Consider the following 18,657-nt stretch of genomic DNA (forward strand, 5'->3'; position numbering starts at 1 on the left):
AACCGAATTAGCTCTTGTTGGCCTGCTGCAGGATCAGCGAGCGGAACACTTCGTTGGAAATGCCGACGCCGCCGGCCTTGGCGAAATTCTTCGAATACTCGTCGGTCAGCATCGAGCGCCACGCGCCGGTGCCGACCGTGTCGCCGTAGGGGCCTTCGCCCTTCAGGCCGGTGGTCATCTGCGAGAACATCGAATTGAGGAACATCGATTCGAAGTCGGTCGCGGTCGCCTTCGCCTTGGTGATCTGCTGCGGCGAGACCTTCTTCATCGCGTCCTGCAGCACAGGATCGGGACGACCGTTGAACATCGGCATCAGCGCCTTGTTCGGCATGCTGCCGGCGGTGCTGTTGATCAGGCTCGCCATCACATCACCTCGATATCGGCTTCGATCGCGCCGGCGGCCTTGATCGCCTGCAGGATGCTGATCAGATCGCGCGGCCCGATGCCGAGGCCGTTGAGGCCGTCGACGAGCTGCTGCAGCGAGACGCCGTCCTTGACCACGGCGAACTTCTTGCCGTCTTCGCTGACGCCGACGTTGGTGCGCGGTGTCACGACCGTGCGGCCGCGCGATAGCGGATTGGGCTGGCTGACCTGCGGGCTCTCGGAGATCGAGACGGTGAGATTGCCCTGCGCGACGGCGACGGTGGCGACGCGGACGTCGCGGCCCATCACGATGACGCCGGAGCGCTCGTCTATCACGATCTTCGCCACAAGGTCGGGATCGACCTGCAACTGCTCGATCTCGGTCAGGAACGCGACGACGTTGCCCTTGAACTCCGGCGGGATCGAGAGTTGCACCGTGGAGGGATCGATCGGCTCGGCGGTCTTGACGCCGAGATAGTCGTTGACCGCGGCGGCGATGCGCTTGGCGGTGGTGAAGTCGGCGTTGCGCAGCGCCAGGCGCACATTGGGCAGGCGGTTGAGCGCGAACTCGATTTCGCGCTCGATGATGGCGCCGTTGGCGATCCGGCCGACGGTGGGAACGCCGCGTACGACGCTGGCGGCAGCACCTTCGGCCGCGAAGCCAGCGACCGCTACGGATCCCTGCGCCACCGCGTAGACGTTGCCGTCGGCGCCGAGCAGGGGGGTGACGAGCAGGGTGCCGCCCTGCAGGTTCTTGGCATCGCCGAGCGCGGAGACGGTCACGTCCATCCGCGTGCCCTGGGTGCCGAACGCCGGCAGATTGCCGGTCACCATCACGGCGGCGACGTTGCCGGTGCGGATGGTGGCGCCGCGGATGTTGACGCCCATGCGCTCGAGCATCGCCTGCAGCGATTGCTTGGTGAAGGGGATGTTGTTCAGCGTGTCGCCGGTGCCGTTGAGGCCGACCACGAGGCCGTAACCGATCAACTGGTTTTGGCGCACGCCCTCGATATTGGCGAGATCCTTGATCCGCGACGTCGCGGCCGCGGGCATGGCGGAAGCCGCCAGCGCCAGCAGCGCGGCGCAGGCCAACCCGAATATGCTTACGATGCGGATGCCAGGCATCCAATGCTCCCCTCGAACTTCACGCGGATCACGCGACACTCCCATGACGGCGATCCGCCATTAACCATGCGAGCCGCGTGCCACTTCGTTTCGTTGGGCCAATGAATTGATATATTTATCGAAATTGTCGGGTCGCTATTCGGCTCCGGTTCGCCAGGGAGCGCGAAACTGCCGTGCGGCGGCAGAAATTGCCGGGCTGTTTACGCCTCGTTAACCATAAAACGGCGATGCTCGCGCCATTCAGGCCTGCGGGATCACGACGATGCGCATCTACGGACCGAACGGCACCACGCTTGGCACGTCCACCGGCGCCACCCGGCGCACCTCGTCGAGCGGCTTCTCGCTGCCAGATGCGACCAGTGCGCAGGAGGAGGTTCGCTCCACCGCTGCGCCAAAGGCCGCCGCGAGCCTCGATGCGCTGCTCGCGCTGCAGGGTGTCGAAGACCCGACCGAACGCCGCAAGCGCTCGGTGGCGCGCGGCAAGGGCGCCCTCGATGTGCTCGACGCGCTGAAACTCGGACTGCTGTCCGGCAATTTCGATTCCTCCACCGTGAACCGGCTGCGCGATGCCGCGGCGAGCCTGAAGGAATCCTCCGGCGATCCCGGCCTCGATGCCGTGCTGGGCGAGATCGAGCTGCGCGTCGAGGTCGAACTCGCCAAAGCAGGGCAATACTAGGCGCCTCTCGATCAAACGACCTGTCTCACGCGGGCAGGCAGTGTCTCAGGCCGCCAGTGCCTTGCGCTGCGTGTCGTAGCGGCGCTGCGCGGCCAGCACTTCCTTCAGATTCTGCTCGGCCCAATCGCGCAGCGGATCGACCGCTTCGGCAAGCGTCGATCCGAGCGGCGTGATCGAGTACTCCACGGTGACCGGAACGGTTGCGATCGCGCGGCGGCGCAGCAGCCCGTCGCGCTCGAGGCTCTTCAACACCTGCGAAAGCATCTTCTGCGAAATGCCCTCGATGGCGCGGCGAAGCTGGTTGAAGCGCATCGGCTCGCTGCGGAGCAGCAGCAGGATCAGCACCGCCCATTTGTCGCCGACCCGGTCGAGGATCTGGCGCGTCGGGCAATTGGCGGCATAGGCGTCCGGTTTCAGGCTGGCAGCTTTCATCGGGTTACTCCGGCGTAATCAGGTGAGACAAGAGTGCCTTCTTCACACCTACATCCATTTCGCTATCTAGTCACCATTGGAAACTATCTATCGGAGACTTGAGATGAAGATCGCCATCGCCGGCGCGTCTGGTCAGGCCGGCTCGCGCCTCACCGCGGAACTCGCTCGCCGCGGCCATGCCGTCACCGCCATCGCCCGCAACCCGGAGAAGATTGCAAACCTGCCTGGTGTCACTGCCGTGAAGGGGGATGTGAACGATCAGGCCGCGCTGACCGCGCTGTGGGCCGGCCACGAAGCCGCGATCAGTTCCGTCCATTTCACCGTCAGCGACCCGGCCAAGCTGATCGGGGCCGCCAAGGCATCCGGGGTCGGCCGCTATCTCGTGGTCGGCGGCGCCGGCAGCCTCGAAGTGGCCCCCGGCGTCCGCCTCGTGACCACGCCGACCTTCCCGGCCCAGTACAAGGCCGAGGCCTCGAAGGGAGCCGAATTCCTCGACCTGCTGCGCCAGGAAAAGGACCTGAACTGGACCTTTTTGTCGCCCTCGGCGCTGTTCGTGGCGGGCGAGCGGACCGGCAAGTTCCGGCTCGGGACCGACCAGCTTCTGACCGCCGCCGACGGCAAAAGCTCGATCTCGTTCGAGGATTTCGCAGTTGCACTCGCCGATGAAATCGAGCGCCCGGCCCATATCCGGCAGCGTTTCACGGTCGGCTATTGAGGGGCCGGAAGCAGGGAAAATACGGCCCCCGGGCAGGGCGGATAAGTTTGCCTGTGCAAGGCCTTGGGGGCAGCCCGGCTTTCGCGGTGGCGGATATTGTCTGTCACATGGCGTGGCTATATAAGGCGCCGCGCGGAGGGGTTTTGTTCCCTCCGCCAGACAGGGACATGGCTGCCTTTGGAAAAGCTGAAGAACTACCGGCCGACTGAAAAAGAGCCTTTCATGAATGAGCGGCAGCGCGACTATTTCCGCGCCAAGCTGCTGGCCTGGAAGGATGAGATCCTCCGCGAATCGAAGATCACGCTGCAGACGTTGCAGGAAGAGAACGTCAACCATCCCGACCTCGCGGACCGAGCTTCCTCGGAAACCGACCGCGCGATCGAACTTCGTGCCCGCGACCGTCAGCGCAAGCTGATCTCCAAGATCGACGCGGCGCTCCAGCGCATCGAAGACAACACCTACGGCTATTGCGAAGAGACCGGTGACCCGATCTCGCTGAAGCGGCTCGAAGCCCGCCCGATCGCGACGCTGTCGGTGGAAGCGCAGGAACGCCACGAGAAGCGCGAGAAGGTCTATCGCGACGAGTAGTGGCGGCGGATCGCCCCCACTGATTGCTTCTGGCGCGTACCGGTTGTACGTGCGCGCCGCCATGATGACACGCACCCTCAATATCGCCTCGGCCTTCTTCCTGGGCTGATCTCGTTTCCGCCAGGAAACACGCTTCCGCTTGGAAGCGCCGATCGTCCCCGCGGGCCTCGGCTCGCGGGATTCCACTGAACCGAATGAGCCGGCCAAGCTCCGCATGAGCCGGCCAAGCTCCGCGCATCGCGGAGCAGCGACGGCTCGATCGACAACCATGCATCGGGACGGCATTCAAGCCGGTCCGGCCCCGAGTGTCGTCTCGCTCGCCTCTGCGTGACGGCGCGGACCGTAGAGCTTCGACCACGCCAGCAATTCGCGGAAGGCCGGCGTCAGGCTCCACGCCGAATCCGTCAGCTCGTATTCGACCTGTAGCGGCTTCTCGGCGAGCACCTTGCGCGAGACCAGCCCGTCGCGCGCGAGCTCGCGCAGTTGCGCGGTCAGCATGTGCTGGGTGATCGGCGCCAGCGCGCGTCGCAGCGCGCCGAACCGTACGCCGCCATGCATCAGCGTGAACAGGATCTCGAGCTTCCATTTGCCGCCGAGCGTGCGGATCACGTGCTTGAACTCGATCAGCAGGTTGGGATCGGTCGGGCAGCTCTCGCATTCACCGCCGTCACACGGTTCGCTGGTATCGTTTTCCATACCGGTCTCGAATTTCATTCTACTTGTCCAACGTCAGATAGTGACCAGATGCGGCCTGTGCAGGGTGGGCGAAGCATTGTGTGCCCACCTGCCGAACCATGAGGAGGCAGGGACATGAGCACGGTTTTGGTCACGGGCGGATCCGGTTTCATCGGCGCGCATACGATTCTGCAGCTGCTCGCCGACGGGCATGCGGTGCGAACCACGCTGCGCAATCTGGATCGCAGCAAGGACGTGATCGCGATGCTGCGCGAGGGTGGCGCGCTTGCGGCCGACCAAATCGGCTTCGCCACCGCCGACCTCACGCGCGATGACGGCTGGCGTGAGGCGGTCGCGGGGTGCGACTACGTGCTGCATGTCGCATCGCCGCTCGGCGCGCCTGTGCCGGAGGACGAGAACGAGCTGATCGTTCCGGCGCGCGAAGGCACGCTGCGGGTGTTGCGCGCGGCGCGCGATGCCGGCGTCAAGCGCGTCGTCGTGACGTCGTCGTTCGCGGCGATCGGCTATGGTCATCCGCCGCAGGCGGCGCCGTTCGACGAGACCACCTGGTCCAATCTCGATGGCCCCGATGTGCAGGCCTATCCCAAATCCAAGACGCTGGCCGAGCGCGCCGCCTGGGAATTCGTCGCGCGCGAAGGCAATGGCCTCGAACTTGCCGTGGTCAATCCGACCGCGGTGTTCGGCCCGGCGCTCGGGCCTGATTTCTCCGAATCGATCGGGATCATCAAGGCGCTGCTCGACGGCGCGATGCCGGCGGTGCCACGGATCCATTTCGGCCTCGTCGACGTGCGCGACGTTGCCGACCTGCACCTGCGCGCCATGACCTCGCCGAGGGCCAGGGGGGAGCGGTTCCTCGCGGTCGCCGGCGACACCATGTCGGTCCTGCAGGTGGCCCGCCTGCTGCGCAGGAAACTGGGCAGCAAGGCGCGGCGTGTGCCGCGGTTCCAGATGCCGGACTGGATGATGCGGCTCGCCGCCCGGCGCAACCCGCTGGCCCGTGCGGCCCTGCCGCTGCTCGGCAAGGTGCGCCGTGCGACCAGCGCCAAGGCGCAGAACCTGCTCGGCTGGCGTCCGCGCGGCAATGAGGAGATGATCGTCGCGACCGCCGAGAGCCTGATCCGTCTCGGCCTGGTCAAGGCCTGACGGCCTCTGCCGTCCGGCGTGCTTGCCAGATGGTTCGGCGAGTGCTGAATTGCCGCGAGCAGACGGAGGCGCCACCGCGCCGCCGAGAACATCGGGGAGGCTGCGCAGATGGAACGGATCCTCGCGGCCGCAAAGGCGATTGCCAGCGCGCGCCGCAGCCGCGCGCCGCTCAAGGCGCTCGCCAAAGACGTCGTGCCGCGCGACGAGGCCGAAGGCTATCAGGTGCAGTACGCGCTGCACGATTTGCTGCAAGCCCAGGTCGGCAGCCTCGTCGGCTACAAGATCGGCTGCACCAGCGCGGTGATGCAGGAGTACATCAACATCCCGCACCCCTGTGGCGGCGGCGTGTTCGAGAAGGTCGTCCATGACAGCGGCGTCAAGCTGCCGGCGGCCGACTTCGTCCATGTCGGCGTCGAATGCGAGATCGCGGTGCGGCTGGCGCGCAACCTCGCTCCAGGCGAAGCGCCATTCACCGCCGAATGGGTCGCGGAGGCGATCGATGCCTATTATCCGGCGATCGAGATCGTCGACGACCGCTACGTCAAATGGGAGACGCTAGGCGCGCCGACGCTGATCGCCGACGACTTCTTCGCGGCCGGCTGCGTGCTCGGCGAGGCCGTGCCGCGCATCACCGTGCCCGATCTGCGCAAGGTCACTGGACGTGCGCTCGTCAACGGCAAGGAGGAGGGCCGCGGCGCCGGCGCCGACGTGCTCGGCCATCCCCACAACGCGCTCGCCTGGCTCGCCAATCATCTCGCCGCCGAAGGCCGCGGCCTGCACGCCGGCCAGATCGTGCTGACCGGAAGCCTGGTCAAGACGGTGTGGCTGAAGGCCGGCGACACCGTCGTGATGGAGCTCGACGGGCTCGGCAAAGTGGAAGCGACGTTCACATGATCTTGCGTGCCTGGCGCGCCAGGACGTCGCTGTTTCCTACGATTGATTGTTCGTGCACATCAGCAACCTGCCGTCCCACAGGCTCCTGATCGCATCGAACGGCACGGTCAGCCTGGCATATCTGCGATTGAACCAGACGCCGACCTCGAAGCCGTCATCCATCACCACGAGGCGATCGAATTCGTGCTGCAGGATGATCGTGATCTCCTCGGGATATTGCTCGATCAGGGCAGCGGGCAGCTTCACGCCATCGGCCCGGGTGGCGAAGGTGATGTTGACCGGCCGATCCTCGGCGGCGTGGCGGAGCAACGTGGTCATTTCGATCCGCATCTGCGCCGTGTTGCAGGGCTCGATGCCGGCGCGCGCCGGCAATGAGGCCACGACCAGCAGCAGCACTCCAGCCATCCATCCGCGCCGGCGCCACATCCGCCTTCTCCGTTCGCTCACGCGATGTCGTTCTTGGTTTCGGTGGTCGCAAGTGGCGCCGAGGTTCAAGTCGCCGGTCGCTTGGCGTCGGTGACAAGCTCGACCTTGCCGTCGGTCAGCCGGTAGACCGCGCCGACAATCCGAAGCTTGCCTTGATCGACCGCGGCGCTGAGGATCGGCGTCGCCGTCTTGAGCTTCGCGACATTGTCGATGACGTTTTGCCTGATGGCGTTGGCGAGCCGGTCGCCCGGTCTGCCCTCGGTCGCCTTCACCGCCGGCGCGATCGCCGTGACCAACTCGGGCAGATGGCCGGGCAGGGTGGTGTTGTCCTTCAGCGACTTGATCGCGGCATCGACCGCCCCGCAGCTGTCGTGCCCGAGCACCATGAACAGCGGCACACCCAGCACGGACTGCGCGTATTCCAGGCTCGCGATCATCTCGGCGCTGGCGAAATTGCCGGCGACGCGGCAGACGAACAGATCACCGCGGCCGGTGTCGAAGGCGTATTCAGGCGCTATGCGGGAGTCAGCACAGCTCAGGATGCCCGCGAACGGGTTCTGTCCGCCGGTCAGCGCCTCGCGCTCGTGCTTGAAATCATGTCGCCGCGAAACGCCTTCGACATAACGGAGATTGCCCTTCACCAGCCGGTCGAGCGCGGCGTCGGGCGGCAGCACGTTCTGCGGTTTCGGCGGCGGTTTTGTCTCCTTGCCCGTCGCAGCCGGCGCCAGGGCAAGGCTGACAGCGGTGCACGCCGCGGCAGCGAGGAAGACGCGCCGGGAAGTCTGGCTCGGAGGAGTGATCTCGCAGAGCTGGCACATCAAGGTTCTCCGTGAACAAGGACCGCATCCGCGCGATATGTCTAAGTCATGCGTAGTGCCTTCGCAACGACGTGCACTCGCATGCTGGCGGGCGCCACATTCGTCGCTGTCGTCTTGGCGAAAAGCCAGGACGACACCGAGTTCGTTGAACGGCCTGAGCCACGCATCCGCATTCTCGCGACATGACTTGCCCGAGCTTTGCATCTCGTTTCGCCTCGACGAGCAAATCAGCAACCATCACATAACCAGTTAGCTATGATTCGATCGATGCGGCTCTTGCATCGGATCGGCCGAGTACGGACAAATTTGAGGTCGGTCGGCCTTCTCAACTTCGCGCTTGACCAACCCATAGCTGTACGGTTATACGTTAATCCATAACCAGCGGGCTATTGATCCAATGCCGGACGCTCACGACGTGCTGTTTCGAACCCTCGCAGACCCGACCCGCCGGGCGATCTTCGAGCGGCTGTGCCGCGAGGGCGAGCAGACCGTCGGTGCGTTGACGGCGCGGGCAAAGATCTCGCAGCCGGCGGTGTCAAAACATCTCGGTGTGCTGAAGCAGGCCGGGCTGGTGCGCGATCGCCATGAAGGAAGGCAGACGCACTACAGCGCGCAGCTCGGCGCGCTGGCGCCGTTGATCGACTGGACCAGCCAGATGGCGGGCTTCTGGCAGAACCGGTTCGACCACCTCGAAGATCTTCTCAAAAGGATGGACCAATGAACAAGACCACCCGTGAGACGCGCTCCGCAATCGTGGAGCGCGAATTTCCCCATCCGCCGGAAAAGCTCTGGCGCGCGCTGACGCAACCGCATCTGATGGAGGAGTGGCTGATGAAGAACGACTTCAAGCCCGAGGTCGGGCACAGCTTCAATCTGCGCGGCGAGTGGGGCGGCGTGCTGGACTGCAAGGTGCTGGCCGTCGAGCCGCACAAGATGCTGTCCTACACCTGGAATTTCGCGCATGAAGATGCCGCTTACAATCTCGAGAGCGTGGTGGTCTTCACGCTGACGCCGACGGCGAAGGGCACCCATCTGCGCGTCGAGCAGTCCGGCTTCCAGCCGCATCAGAAGCAGGCCTATGGCGGCGCCCATGCCGGATGGAAGCAGTTCCTGGAGAATCTCGATCTGCTGCTGGTGCGGGAAGGCTGACGGTCTATTCAACATCCATCCAACAGGAGGTTACATTGAACTGGAACAACTGGATCAGGCAGTTTCACCGTTGGCTCTCGATCGCCTTCACGGTTGCCGTCATCATCAACATCGGCGCGATGGTCCTGCAGCAGCAGGCCGTCTGGATCGGCCTGCTGGCGCTGTTCCCGCTGATCTTCATGCTGCTGAGCGGCCTGTATCTGTTCGCGCTGCCTTATGTGGCGCCCCAGCGGATGCAGGGGGGATCGACCTCGGGCTCACAAGTGTGATGCCCGGGCATCACAAGTGTGATTGCATGGGACGGGCAGGGACCGCGAGGCAGCAATGACGGCATCGGAACATATCGACCGGATGATCGAGGATCTCACCGACTGGCGCGGCAAGGCGCTTGCCGGCCTGCGCAAGAGCATCCTCGCCGCCGATCCCGATATCATCGAGGAATGGAAGTGGATGGGCAGTCCGGTGTGGTCGCGCGACGGCATCATCGCGGTCGGCAACGCCCACAAGGGCAAGGTGAAGCTGACCTTCATGTATGGCGCGCAACTTCCGGACCCCGACAAGCTGTTCAACACCGGCTTCGAGGGCAATGTGCGGCGCGCGATCGATCTGTTCGAGGGCGACAAGATCAATGACCGCGCGCTGAGGGCGCTGATCCGCGCCGCGATCGAGCTCAACCAGGCCAAATCCAGCAAATCTGCGAGGAAGGCGACCGCGGGCGCTCGCGCCACCGCGAAGAGGAAGGCATGAGCTGCGCCGACATGCGGACTGCTGATCGGGTCCATCCGTGATGATCACGACCAGGCTTGCCACATCGCCGGATGCAGAAGCGATCTCCGGGCTGCTGACGGCCAGCGCCGGCGATCGCCGTGGCATGCTCGGGCAACGGCCGCCCGATATGGCTTTGGCGGCAAGGTTTTCGTGGTCCTGAGCGACAGGATGGATATCGTCAATAACCGGCCTTCGCGCACGGGAACCGGACGCGGCCAGGTTTTCCGACATCCTCGACCGAATGCCCTGAACGCAGGCACCTCAAGTGCGCGTCGCAATGCGTCTCATGCCGAGATGTCGACCGCCTGGCCGGCCTTGCCGGCGTTCTTCTGAAACGACTGTTCGATCAATTCCTTGATCTTCTGCTCGACCGCGGCGCGCTGATCCGGCGTCATGGTCTTCAGGTCCTGCTCCGACAGACCCATGCTCTTGAGGATGTTCGCGCGCATGCGGTCCATCGGGCTCATCTGCGCGTATTTGAGAAACTTCTGCTCGATGGTGTCGTCGGATGGGCTGCCGCCGGCGGCTTGCGTGGATCCACTAGCGTCGGCCGTCAGCGGCTTCTTCAGTGTGCCGGTCGTCATGCTGGCTGTGACCGGTCCAAAGGCCGAGATCGACGTCATCTGCGCGCGGTCCCCGTTGCAATGCTGCAACCGCAAAGCAAACGGCGTGCCATGCGCGGCCGCATTGATTTCAAGGAGATCGTGATGACGCGGCGCGCGCCAGACCTGCCGCGGGAAAGTTCTGCCGGGTGATCATTGCCGGTAGAGCGGCTGTCACGCCTGGCTATGCACGATCACTGGACCCGCAACCCGGTTGCGGCCCTTATGCCTTGGTATGCACGATCACTGGACCCGCAACCCGGTTGCGGCCCTTATGCCTTGGTATGCACGATCACTGGACCCGCAACCGCGGTGGCCTGCCCGATCAGCAATGGACCGAGATTCTCATCGATCCAGGCCAGTGCGCGGCGGTTAGCTTCCTCGGCGCCTGAATAATTGTTGAAGACGCTGATGGCAGTGACGGTGTCGTCGCCGGCATAGACCACGTAATAGGCCATGAAGCCTTCGACATCGCTGATGATCGGAATTGCGCCTTCCTTGATCCGGCGCGCGAGTTCTTCGGCGCTACCAGACTTCGCCTTGGCGTGACGGATGGCGGCATACATGCGTTCCTCCTTCCGGCTGCATCGATCGGGCTGCGCTTCGCGCATGCGCGATGGTACGCCCGAAGGGGCGGAGACGCCATCGGGATTGCGGACCGATCAGCTGAAGCGCCTGGTCACGATGGCCGTGCGGCGGTCGGGAAGCTTCGGCAGCCGCGTCAGATCCGCGCGCGTTGTCGCGGCTTTTGGGCCGGGGGCGGGCGCCTGCTCCTGTTGCTGCAGAAACAGCGTGGCCTCGAACAGCACGCCGGGGGCCTGCTTGGCGGTGCCCGAGCACACCGCGCGATTGCCGCTGAAGGTGCCCGTCAGCTGCGCCTCGACCTCGTCGCATCCGAACACGGTGGTGAACGGGCCGTCGGCATATCTGCGCGTCGTCAGCACCGCCGTGAAGCGGTCCTCATCGAGCTGATAGGATCCACCATAGGTGAACATGGCGTCGCCGCCCGAGATCCTGCCGTCTGCCAGATGGACTATTCCGGTGCCTTCGCCGCGCGGCGTGCGAAACCACGCCGCATATTGACCGTCTCTTTGCATGACCGTCACGAACTGCAAACCCTGCGTTGTCGTCTAGCTACGTTGCAAGCGGCGGGACTGCTACTTAACCTTCACCCGACGGTTAACGAACCGAGAAGGCGATCGTGCGACTTGCGCGAAGCGGTACTGGACCTGTGCGCGACGATCGCGCGAGAGTCCTTTCCGTTCCGACGCAATCGAAAGCGGGCTCTGTCAACTTCGTTCGCGACTCTCCAATGCATTCGACCGGTCATAACACGCCACGGCCCTCGCCAGGGGAGCTAGCGAGGGCCGTGTTGGTACACCGCGCCGCGCCTAGGTTCGCGACGAGATGTGGGAGCTCGTAGAGGACTTACTCAGGCATGTCGTCAGAAGGGCAAGAGCACGTCGAGAACCTGCTGGCCATAGCGCGGCTGTTGCACGTCGGTGATCTGGCCGCGGCCGCCATAGGCGATGCGCGCCTGGGCGATCTTCGATGAGTCGATGGTGTTGTCGCTCTGGATGTCCTCCGGGCGCACGATGCCGGCCACGATCAGCTCGCGGATTTCGTAGTTGACGCGGATCTCCTGCTTGCCCTCGACCACGAGATTGCCGTTCGGCAGCAGCTGGGTGACGACGGCGGCGACACTGGTCTGCAGTGCCTCCTGGCGGTTCACCGAACCCTTGCCGTCGCTTGATGCCGTCGATTCGGCGGTCAGGATCTTGCCGGGCAGGATCTTGTTCGCCTGCGTGATGGTCTGCGAGCCCAGGAAGTTGGTGACACCGGAATCCTCGGAATTGCTGCGGCTGCGCTGGGTTTCGTTGGCGATCGCGGCCTTGTCGGTGAAGTTCACCGTGATGGTCAGGATGTCGCCGACGCGCGCGGCGCGCTGGTCCTTGAAGAAGGCCCGCGAGCCGCTGCGCCACAGCGAGTTGGGGCTGTAGGAGGCGACCTCGGGCTTCGGCATCGGCATCTGCACCGGCTTGTAGCCGGGCTGCGTGGTCGGATTCTCGATCTCCGTCAGCTTCGGCTTTTCACCGATCTGGGAAAGACGGTCGATCGACGAGCAACCGCTGGCGATGGTTCCGAGTGCGAGCAGCGCACCGGTCAGGATCAGGCGGTTGATGCGGTACTTGGACATGAACTTTACTCGGCGTTTGGTGCGACTGAACTCAGCTTGACGGGAGCGGACGTCGAAGAGGCGGCGTCGGCGGCCGGCGCTGCGCGCGGGGACGCGACCGAGATCGAAACCTCGCCGCGGCCGGTGACCACGCCGGCGACGGCGCGCTTGGATTGCAAATTCATCACGTTGACGACATCGCCCTCGGCGCCGGCGTCCATCGCCTTGCCCCGGATCGTGAGGTACAGACCGGAGGTGCGGTAGACCAGCGTCACGTTCTGGTCACGGGTGACGAGATCGGGTTTTGCCGTATCGGCTGTGCGTAGCGCCTGGCCGGCGCGCATCTGGCGGCGCATCTGCATGCCGACGGCGCTGTCGCGCACCGCCGCGTCGTTGCCGATTTCGGCTTTCGGACGGCGCTCGACAACCACGTCGGAGGCTTTCAGCACATCGCCGCGTTCGACGTTGCGGGTTAGCACGGCGGCCTCGATGGTCTCGATCGCGGTGCCGGTGAGGCGCAGCTTGTACGGCGCTGCGCCGGCTTCGTTGCTGACCTCGAAGGTGACGTCGAAACGCGTCGAGCGCGGGTCGTAGCGCACGGCGACGGGCTGCATCGCGCCGGTGTTGGTTGCCTCGAGCCTGATATCGCCGGGATCGCGGTCGAAGGTCAGCGCGATGTTGCCGGCCCTGCCGAGCCCGTGGCGGCCCTCCAGCGCGCGTGACAGCTGCTGCTCGATCTCCTTGCTGTCGATGGTGCGCGCGAGCCGCGTGACTGTGATCTCCTTCAGCTCCCGGGTGTCGACGCCGATCACCTGGTGGCTGCGCAGCACGTTGAGCACCTGCGCGACCGGCAGCGTGCCCGTGGTGCCGAGATCGGGCGCGCGATAGATCGCGATGCTGCCGGCGCTCCCGGCGTTGTCGATGAGGTCGCCGACCCGCACGATGTCGTCCGCGACCGTGACGCTGGCGCGCAGCGTCGGCGCAGCGATGGTCTCGCCGCGGACTTGTGCTGCGGCCGGGACCATTGTCACCGCAAGGAGCGCGGCTGCGATCAGGAGTGAGCGGGCGATCATCGACATCATCCTCAGCGGAACAGGTTGGAGGTCGCCTGCATCATCTGGTCGGCCGCAGAGACCACCTTCGAGTTCATCTCGTAGGCGCGCTGCGCTGCGATCAGGTCGGAGATTTCGGAAACCACCTCGACATTGGCCTGTTCGAGATTGCTCTGCTGCATGTCGCCGTAACCGTCGGTGTTGGCGGTGCCGTCCTGCGGCTGGCCGGAGGCCGGCGTTTCCTGGAACAGATTGTCGCCGATCGGCATCAAGCCGGCCTTGTTGATGAAGCGGGTCAGGCCGATCGTGCCGATGTTGGTCGATGCGGTCTGGCCGGGCAGCGTCACCGAGACCTGGCCCTGCGCGTTGATGGTGAGACCCGAGGCGTTCTGCGGGATCGTAATCGTCGGCTGCACCAGATTGCCCTGCGCGTTGACGATGCGGCCCTGGTTGTCCATCTGGAACGAGCCGTCGCGGGTGTAGGTGAAGGTGCCGTCCGGCATCAGGATCTTGAAGAAGCCTTCGCCGCGGATCGCGATGTCGAGATCGTTGCCGGTCGGCGACAGCGTGCCCTGGGTCATCATGCGCGGGGTGCCGACGGTCTTGACGCCGCCGCCGAGATCGATGCCCATCGGCATGATGGTGTTCTGGTCGGAGGCCTGGGCGCCGACCCGGCGCACATGGTCGTAGATCAGGTCCTGGAACGCGGCGCGCTGCTTCTTGTAGCCGGTGGTACGCAGGTTCGCGATGTTGTTGGAGATCACCTGAACGCTGAGTTCCTGTGCCGCCATTCCGGTCGCTGCAGTATAGAGTGCACGCATCGGTCAGTCCCCCGGATCAGGTCGGCACGTCGGCGAGCTTCTCGATCGCCGATTTGTGCAGGTCGCTCTGCTGCTGCAGCAGCGAGGCGATTTGGGTGTAGGTCCGCGTGATCTCGATCATGCGGCTCATCTCGACGACGGAATTGACGTTAGACTTCTCGATGAAGCCCTGGCGGATCTGCGCCTTGGTGTCCGGCTGCGCCACCGCCCCTTCGCCGAGCGCATAGAGATTGGATCCCTCCTTCAGCAGGCGCTGCGCCTGCGCGAACGAGACCAGGCGCAGCTTGCCGCGGATCGAGTCGAGTCGGGACGTGCCTTCGAGCACGCTGACGTTGCCGTCGGGAGCGATGTTGACGTCGTGATCGGTCTGCTGGAACGTGATCGGGCCGGCGGTGCCGAGCACCTGATAGCCCGAGGCGGTGACGAGCTGGCCGCGATTGTTGATCTGCAGATTGCCTTCGCGGGTGTAGCGCTCGCCGCCCGGCGTCTGCACCACCAGGAAGGCATTGCCGTCGATCGCGACGTCGAGCGGGTTCTTGGTTTCTTCGGTCGGGCCCTGCGAGAAATCGTGGAAGGTCGCCCGGTCCTGCACGAACGAGACGCGGCGGTCGGAGGACGCGAAATTGTCCTCATGCGCGTTCGAGGACAGGTATTCCTGGAACAGCGACCGGTCGGCCTTGTAGCCGTTGGTGTTCATGTTCGCGATGTTGTTGGAAACGACATCCATCTGCCGTTCCAGCACCATCTGCTTCGATAGTCCGACCAGAAGCGTATTCTGCATCGGTGGTCTCCCCTGTGAGGTGATCCGATGCGAAAGGTTCTCCCAAACCCTCACGCCGGACCGGCGGTAACCATTGGGTTCTCCCAAACCCGCCGGTTACGCCGTCCTCTCAGCGAAAGCCGTGCCAACTTGAAATGCTGATATATTTAAACGGCTTAGGTGTTTTGTGGGGCGCTATACGGGGCGGCAGAAAGGTCTTGTTGACCATGTTTGCCCGGCAGTTTTTTCCTAGTGGAAGGTAAATCCTAATCTTCCGTTAACCATTATGACCCCAGTGTTGCCGGCATTGGGGCGCGTGTGCGCCGGCGGCCTTTGTATCGCGTCTTCAAGCCAAAGCTGGGGCAAATCGCGTTCGCATCCTTCTGGTTGAAGCGAGCGGACGATGGCGGACGAGGAAAAGACCGATAGCGGCGAGGGCGCGGCCGCTCCGAAGAAGGGCAAGCTCAAGCTGATCATTGCCGTCGTCGGCTTCCTCGTCGTGCTCGGCGCGGGCGCGGGCGGATGGTTCTTCTTCATGCGCGGCCATGGCGAGGAGCAGCACGCAGAAGCGCCGCCGCCGAAGCCGCCGAGCTTCGTCGACGTGCCCGACATGCTGGTCAATCTGGTCGGCGCGCCCGGCGAGCGGGTGCAATATCTCAAGCTCAAGCTCGTGCTCGAGATCAAGGAAGAAAAGCAGGTCGAGGCGATCAAGCCGGCGCTGCCGCGCGTCACCGACCTGTTCCAGACCTATATGCGCGAGCTGCGTCCGAGCGATCTCAACGGCTCGGCCGGCCTGTTCCGCCTCAAGGAAGAGCTGACCAAGCGCGTCAACCTCGCGCTGGCGCCCAACCAGGTGAACGCGGTGCTGTTCAAGGAAGTCGTGATCCAGTGACGGGGCGGATGTAAAGCCATGGCCGGCAACGACCAGATGGACCAGGACGCCATTGCGGCCCAATGGGAAGCCTCGCTCGATTCCGAGGATCCCGCGACGGCCGCGGCGGAAGCTGCCAAGAACGAGCTCACCGAGAACATGGCGCTGCAATGGGCCGCCATGGTCGAGGACGGCAGTCGCGACTTCGGCGGCAAGAACACCAATGGCGAGCGCGTGCTGTCGCAGGAGGAGATCGACAATCTCCTCGGCTTCACGGTCGGCGACGTCAGCCTCGACGATCATTCCGGCATCCGCGCCATCATCGATTCCGCGATGGTGTCCTACGAGCGTCTGCCGATGCTCGAAATCGTGTTCGACCGCCTGGTGCGGTTGATGACGACGAGCTTGCGCAATTTCACCTCCGACAACGTCGAAGTCTCGCTCGACCGCATCACGTCGGTGCGCTTCGGCGACTACATGAACTCGATCCCGCTGCCGGCGGTGCTTTCGGTGTTCAAGGCGGAGGAGTGGGAGAATTTCGGCCTCGCCATGGTCGACTCCAACCTGATCTATTCGATGATCGACGTGCTGCTCGGCGGCCGCCGCGGCCAGACCCAGCTCAAGATCGAGGGCCGGCCCTACACCACGATCGAGACCAATCTGGTCAAGCGGCTGGTCGAGGTGGTGCTGTCGGATGCCGAGCAGGCGTTCCGGCCGCTGTCGCCGGTGACCTTCACGATCGACCGGCTCGAGACCAACCCGCGCTTTGCCGCGATCAGCCGCCCGGCCAATGCCGCCATTCTGGTGCGCCTGCGCATCGACATGGAAGATCGCGGCGGCAATGTCGAGTTGCTGCTGCCCTACGCCACCATCGAACCGATCCGCAACGTGCTGTTGCAGATGTTCATGGGCGAGAAGTTCGGCCGCGACCCGATCTGGGAAGGCCATTTCGCCACTGAAGTGGCGCAGGCCGAGATCGCGGTCGATGCGGTGCTGTACGAGGCCGATATCCCGCTGAAGGAGCTGATGAAGCTCAAGGTCGGCGACACGCTGCCGCTGGATATCCGCTCCGACGCGCTGGTCTCGGTCCGATGCGGCAACGTCACCCTGACGGAGGGCCGCATGGGCCGCGTCGGCGACCGCGTCGCGATCCGCGTCACCAAGAATTTGCGTAAACCCCAAACCACCTTCGCGATGTTCGAGAAGGCGGACGAGCGGACCAAGATGATGGAGGCACCATGAGTCATGTGCTTGGACTGATAATCGAGAGTCTGGTGGCCGTGCTGCTGATGCTGACGATCGGCTATTGCTGGCTGCTCAACAAGCGCCTGCAGCGGCTGAAGGCGGACGAGCATTCGCTGAAGGCGACGATCGCCGAATTGATCACCGCGACCGAGATCGCCGAGCGGGCGATCGGCGGGTTGAAGCACGCGGTGCGCGACGTCAACGAAAACCTCGGCAACCAGCTCGATGCGGCGACGCTGATGTCGGCGCAGCTGAAGAACCAGCTGGCGGAAGGCGACCATGTGGTACGCCGCCTGTCCAAGATCGCGCTGGCCGCGCGGCCGCCGGAGCCCGCTCAGGCGCCGGCACCAGCAGCTGCGCCCGCCGCGCCGGTGGCGCAGGCGCCCAGGGTTTCGGCCGCGCGCGCGGTTGCCGCGGCGGCTGAAGCCTTCACCGAGCGCAGGAGGGCCGGCGGCCTCGCTGCATGAAGTTGCTTCGTGACATCAGAGTGATGCCCGTGGTGCTGGTCGCGATCTTCGGCCTGATGGTGCTGAAGGTCGCGGGCCTCCTGCTCGATGGCGGTTACGTGTTTGCCGAGGACGCGCCGCCGGCTGGCCCGGCCGGTCCCTCTTGGGCGCAGCAGAACTTCAACTTCCCCGGCGCCCCCAAGGCGGTTGCCGACAGCAAGATCAAGGCCGATCCCGGCGACATCACGGGATCGGTCGAGGGCAAGGACGCGAAGAAGGACGAGGCAGCGAAGCCGGCCGCACCCGCCGCGGAGGCGCCCAAGCCCGACGGCGTGGTGGTCAATCTGGATGCACCGCCACCGGTGTCGGCGTCGGAGCGCGCGATCCTGGAGCGGTTGCAGTCGCGCCGCCAGGAGCTCGAGACGCGCGCCCGCGAGGTCGAGATCCGTGAGAGCCTTTTGAAGGCGGCCGAGAAGCGCATCGAGGCCAAGGTCGAGGAGGCCAAGGCCAATGATGCCAAGGCGAACGCCGACGCGGCGGCCAAGGCCGAAGCCGACGCCGCCCGTTTCAAGGGCATCGTCACCATGTACGAGAACATGAAGCCGAAGGACGCCGCAAAAGTGTTCGATCGGCTGGAGATGACCGTGCTCTACCAGATTGCCTCGCAGATCCAGCCGCGCAAGATGTCGGACATCCTCGGCCTGATGCAGCCCGAGGCTGCCGAACGGCTCACGGTCGAACTTGCCCGCCGCGCCGGCGGCGACAAGTCGGCCCCGACCGACGAGCTGCCCAAGATCGAAGGCAAGATACTCGCGCCGAAGACGAATTGACGGAGCGAGTTAGCCCGAGAACTTTCGGTCGGTTTGCGCCCGCGAGCCAAGTGGCGCGCCT

Annotated in this window: 26 protein-coding genes; 13 read left to right on the top strand and 13 right to left on the bottom strand. The window is 64.7% G+C overall.

The features are described 5' to 3' along the window. Nucleotides 1-7: 7 nt before the first annotated feature. On the bottom strand, nt 8-364 hold the full coding sequence (flgJ, locus tag AKN83_RS18460; protein WP_157113440.1) for a flagellar assembly peptidoglycan hydrolase FlgJ: 357 nt from the start codon (nt 362-364) through the stop codon (nt 8-10). Next, entirely contained in the window at nt 364-1,488 is a 1,125-nt protein-coding gene (locus AKN83_RS18465; RefSeq protein WP_050403496.1) for a flagellar basal body P-ring protein FlgI, read from the bottom strand. Before AKN83_RS18465 ends, flgJ begins: the two co-directional genes overlap by 1 nt. Before the next feature lie 262 nt (nt 1,489-1,750). Between AKN83_RS18465 and AKN83_RS18470 the strand changes: the two genes are divergently transcribed. Further along, complete coding sequence (locus tag AKN83_RS18470; RefSeq protein ID WP_050403495.1) at nt 1,751-2,164, top strand: flagellar assembly protein FliX; 414 nt, start codon at nt 1,751-1,753, stop codon at nt 2,162-2,164. 45 nt (nt 2,165-2,209) lie between these two features. Here the strand turns inward: AKN83_RS18470 and AKN83_RS18475 are convergent, their stop codons facing one another. Continuing rightward, nucleotides 2,210-2,596, bottom strand: a complete 387-nt coding sequence (locus tag AKN83_RS18475; protein WP_029085377.1) for a winged helix-turn-helix transcriptional regulator — start codon at nt 2,594-2,596, stop codon at nt 2,210-2,212. Between the two features lie 103 nt (nt 2,597-2,699). Between AKN83_RS18475 and AKN83_RS18480 the strand changes: the two genes are divergently transcribed. Together AKN83_RS18480 and dksA are read left to right on the top strand one after the other, a co-directional pair. Further along, complete coding sequence (locus tag AKN83_RS18480) at nt 2,700-3,311, top strand: NAD(P)-dependent oxidoreductase (protein ID WP_063695400.1); 612 nt, start codon at nt 2,700-2,702, stop codon at nt 3,309-3,311. A 222-nt stretch (nt 3,312-3,533) separates the two neighbouring features. Continuing rightward, nucleotides 3,534-3,899, top strand: a complete 366-nt coding sequence (gene dksA, locus AKN83_RS18485) for an RNA polymerase-binding protein DksA (RefSeq protein ID WP_172803574.1) — start codon at nt 3,534-3,536, stop codon at nt 3,897-3,899. A 285-nt stretch (nt 3,900-4,184) separates the two neighbouring features. Here the strand turns inward: dksA and AKN83_RS18490 are convergent, their stop codons facing one another. Next, nucleotides 4,185-4,613 (bottom strand): winged helix-turn-helix transcriptional regulator, encoded by a 429-nt coding sequence (locus tag AKN83_RS18490; RefSeq protein ID WP_157113441.1) that lies wholly within the window; start codon nt 4,611-4,613, stop codon nt 4,185-4,187. A gap of 96 nt (nt 4,614-4,709) precedes the next feature. On the opposite strand from AKN83_RS18490, the gene AKN83_RS18495 reads away from it, so the two are divergent. After that, entirely contained in the window at nt 4,710-5,738 is a 1,029-nt protein-coding gene (locus AKN83_RS18495; protein ID WP_063695401.1) for an SDR family oxidoreductase, read from the top strand. Nucleotides 5,739-5,846: 108 nt separating this feature from the next. Beyond that, nucleotides 5,847-6,632, top strand: a complete 786-nt coding sequence (locus tag AKN83_RS18500; RefSeq protein WP_050403492.1) for a 2-keto-4-pentenoate hydratase — start codon at nt 5,847-5,849, stop codon at nt 6,630-6,632. A 36-nt stretch (nt 6,633-6,668) separates the two neighbouring features. On the opposite strand, the gene AKN83_RS18505 is transcribed toward AKN83_RS18500, so the two are convergent. Then, entirely contained in the window at nt 6,669-7,037 is a 369-nt protein-coding gene (locus tag AKN83_RS18505) for a ClpXP protease specificity-enhancing factor SspB (RefSeq protein ID WP_172803575.1), read from the bottom strand. 86 nt (nt 7,038-7,123) lie between these two features. Then, nucleotides 7,124-7,876, bottom strand: coding sequence for a carbonic anhydrase (locus AKN83_RS18510; RefSeq protein WP_050403490.1), 753 nt, complete (start codon nt 7,874-7,876; stop codon nt 7,124-7,126). A gap of 397 nt (nt 7,877-8,273) precedes the next feature. Here AKN83_RS18510 and AKN83_RS18515 point away from each other — a divergent pair, with 397 nt between their 5' ends. From AKN83_RS18515 to AKN83_RS18530, 4 genes are read left to right on the top strand one after another with little or no spacing between them, the layout of a single operon-like run. Continuing rightward, nucleotides 8,274-8,597 (top strand): ArsR/SmtB family transcription factor, encoded by a 324-nt coding sequence (locus tag AKN83_RS18515; RefSeq protein WP_050403489.1) that lies wholly within the window; start codon nt 8,274-8,276, stop codon nt 8,595-8,597. Next, nucleotides 8,594-9,025: an SRPBCC family protein gene (locus AKN83_RS18520; protein WP_050403488.1), complete on the top strand. Its 432-nt coding sequence runs from the start codon at nt 8,594-8,596 to the stop codon at nt 9,023-9,025. Before AKN83_RS18515 ends, AKN83_RS18520 begins: the two co-directional genes overlap by 4 nt. Before the next feature lie 35 nt (nt 9,026-9,060). Next, nucleotides 9,061-9,294: a hypothetical protein gene (locus AKN83_RS18525; RefSeq protein WP_050403487.1), complete on the top strand. Its 234-nt coding sequence runs from the start codon at nt 9,061-9,063 to the stop codon at nt 9,292-9,294. Nucleotides 9,295-9,349: 55 nt separating this feature from the next. Further along, nucleotides 9,350-9,772, top strand: coding sequence for a DUF1801 domain-containing protein (locus tag AKN83_RS18530; protein WP_050403486.1), 423 nt, complete (start codon nt 9,350-9,352; stop codon nt 9,770-9,772). Nucleotides 9,773-10,077: 305 nt separating this feature from the next. Here AKN83_RS18530 and AKN83_RS18535 read toward each other — a convergent pair whose 3' ends face one another. The 7 genes from AKN83_RS18535 to flgF all read right to left on the bottom strand — a co-directional run bounded on the left by AKN83_RS18535 (nt 10,078) and on the right by flgF (nt 15,225). Then, nucleotides 10,078-10,416 carry a hypothetical protein gene (locus tag AKN83_RS18535; RefSeq protein WP_050403485.1) on the bottom strand — a complete coding sequence of 113 codons (339 nt, stop codon included), beginning with the start codon at nt 10,414-10,416 and terminating at the stop codon, nt 10,078-10,080. A gap of 251 nt (nt 10,417-10,667) precedes the next feature. Then, complete coding sequence (locus AKN83_RS18540) at nt 10,668-10,961, bottom strand: hypothetical protein (protein ID WP_050403654.1); 294 nt, start codon at nt 10,959-10,961, stop codon at nt 10,668-10,670. Nucleotides 10,962-11,057: 96 nt separating this feature from the next. Beyond that, the gene (locus AKN83_RS18545; protein ID WP_050403653.1) at nt 11,058-11,492 is read right to left on the bottom strand and encodes a hypothetical protein; all 435 of its coding nucleotides are present in this window, start codon (nt 11,490-11,492) and stop codon (nt 11,058-11,060) included. Between the two features lie 347 nt (nt 11,493-11,839). Next, nucleotides 11,840-12,592 carry a flagellar basal body L-ring protein FlgH gene (flgH, locus tag AKN83_RS18550; protein ID WP_050403484.1) on the bottom strand — a complete coding sequence of 251 codons (753 nt, stop codon included), beginning with the start codon at nt 12,590-12,592 and terminating at the stop codon, nt 11,840-11,842. A 5-nt stretch (nt 12,593-12,597) separates the two neighbouring features. After that, nucleotides 12,598-13,653, bottom strand: a complete 1,056-nt coding sequence (gene flgA, locus AKN83_RS18555; RefSeq protein ID WP_050403483.1) for a flagellar basal body P-ring formation chaperone FlgA — start codon at nt 13,651-13,653, stop codon at nt 12,598-12,600. 2 nt (nt 13,654-13,655) lie between these two features. After that, a complete protein-coding gene (flgG, locus tag AKN83_RS18560) occupies nt 13,656-14,444 on the bottom strand; it encodes a flagellar basal-body rod protein FlgG (protein WP_050403482.1) in 789 nt (262 codons plus the stop codon). 16 nt (nt 14,445-14,460) lie between these two features. Then, nucleotides 14,461-15,225 (bottom strand): flagellar basal-body rod protein FlgF, encoded by a 765-nt coding sequence (gene flgF, locus AKN83_RS18565; RefSeq protein ID WP_050403481.1) that lies wholly within the window; start codon nt 15,223-15,225, stop codon nt 14,461-14,463. Nucleotides 15,226-15,607: 382 nt separating this feature from the next. On the opposite strand from flgF, the gene fliL reads away from it, so the two are divergent. Genes fliL through AKN83_RS18585 form a run of 4 tightly spaced genes read left to right on the top strand, consistent with a single transcriptional unit; the run spans nt 15,608 to nt 18,596 of the window. Continuing rightward, entirely contained in the window at nt 15,608-16,096 is a 489-nt protein-coding gene (gene fliL / locus AKN83_RS18570) for a flagellar basal body-associated protein FliL (protein WP_050403480.1), read from the top strand. A gap of 18 nt (nt 16,097-16,114) precedes the next feature. After that, nucleotides 16,115-17,317 carry a flagellar motor switch protein FliM gene (gene fliM, locus AKN83_RS18575; protein ID WP_050403479.1) on the top strand — a complete coding sequence of 401 codons (1,203 nt, stop codon included), beginning with the start codon at nt 16,115-16,117 and terminating at the stop codon, nt 17,315-17,317. Beyond that, nucleotides 17,314-17,787: a DUF6468 domain-containing protein gene (locus AKN83_RS18580; protein ID WP_050403478.1), complete on the top strand. Its 474-nt coding sequence runs from the start codon at nt 17,314-17,316 to the stop codon at nt 17,785-17,787. Before fliM ends, AKN83_RS18580 begins: the two co-directional genes overlap by 4 nt. Further along, nucleotides 17,784-18,596, top strand: coding sequence for a MotE family protein (locus AKN83_RS18585; RefSeq protein WP_050403477.1), 813 nt, complete (start codon nt 17,784-17,786; stop codon nt 18,594-18,596). Before AKN83_RS18580 ends, AKN83_RS18585 begins: the two co-directional genes overlap by 4 nt. Nucleotides 18,597-18,657: the final 61 nt, after the last annotated feature.

It is taken from the genome of Bradyrhizobium embrapense (assembly GCF_001189235.2).
Taxonomy (GTDB): Bacteria; Pseudomonadota; Alphaproteobacteria; order Rhizobiales; family Xanthobacteraceae; genus Bradyrhizobium; species Bradyrhizobium embrapense.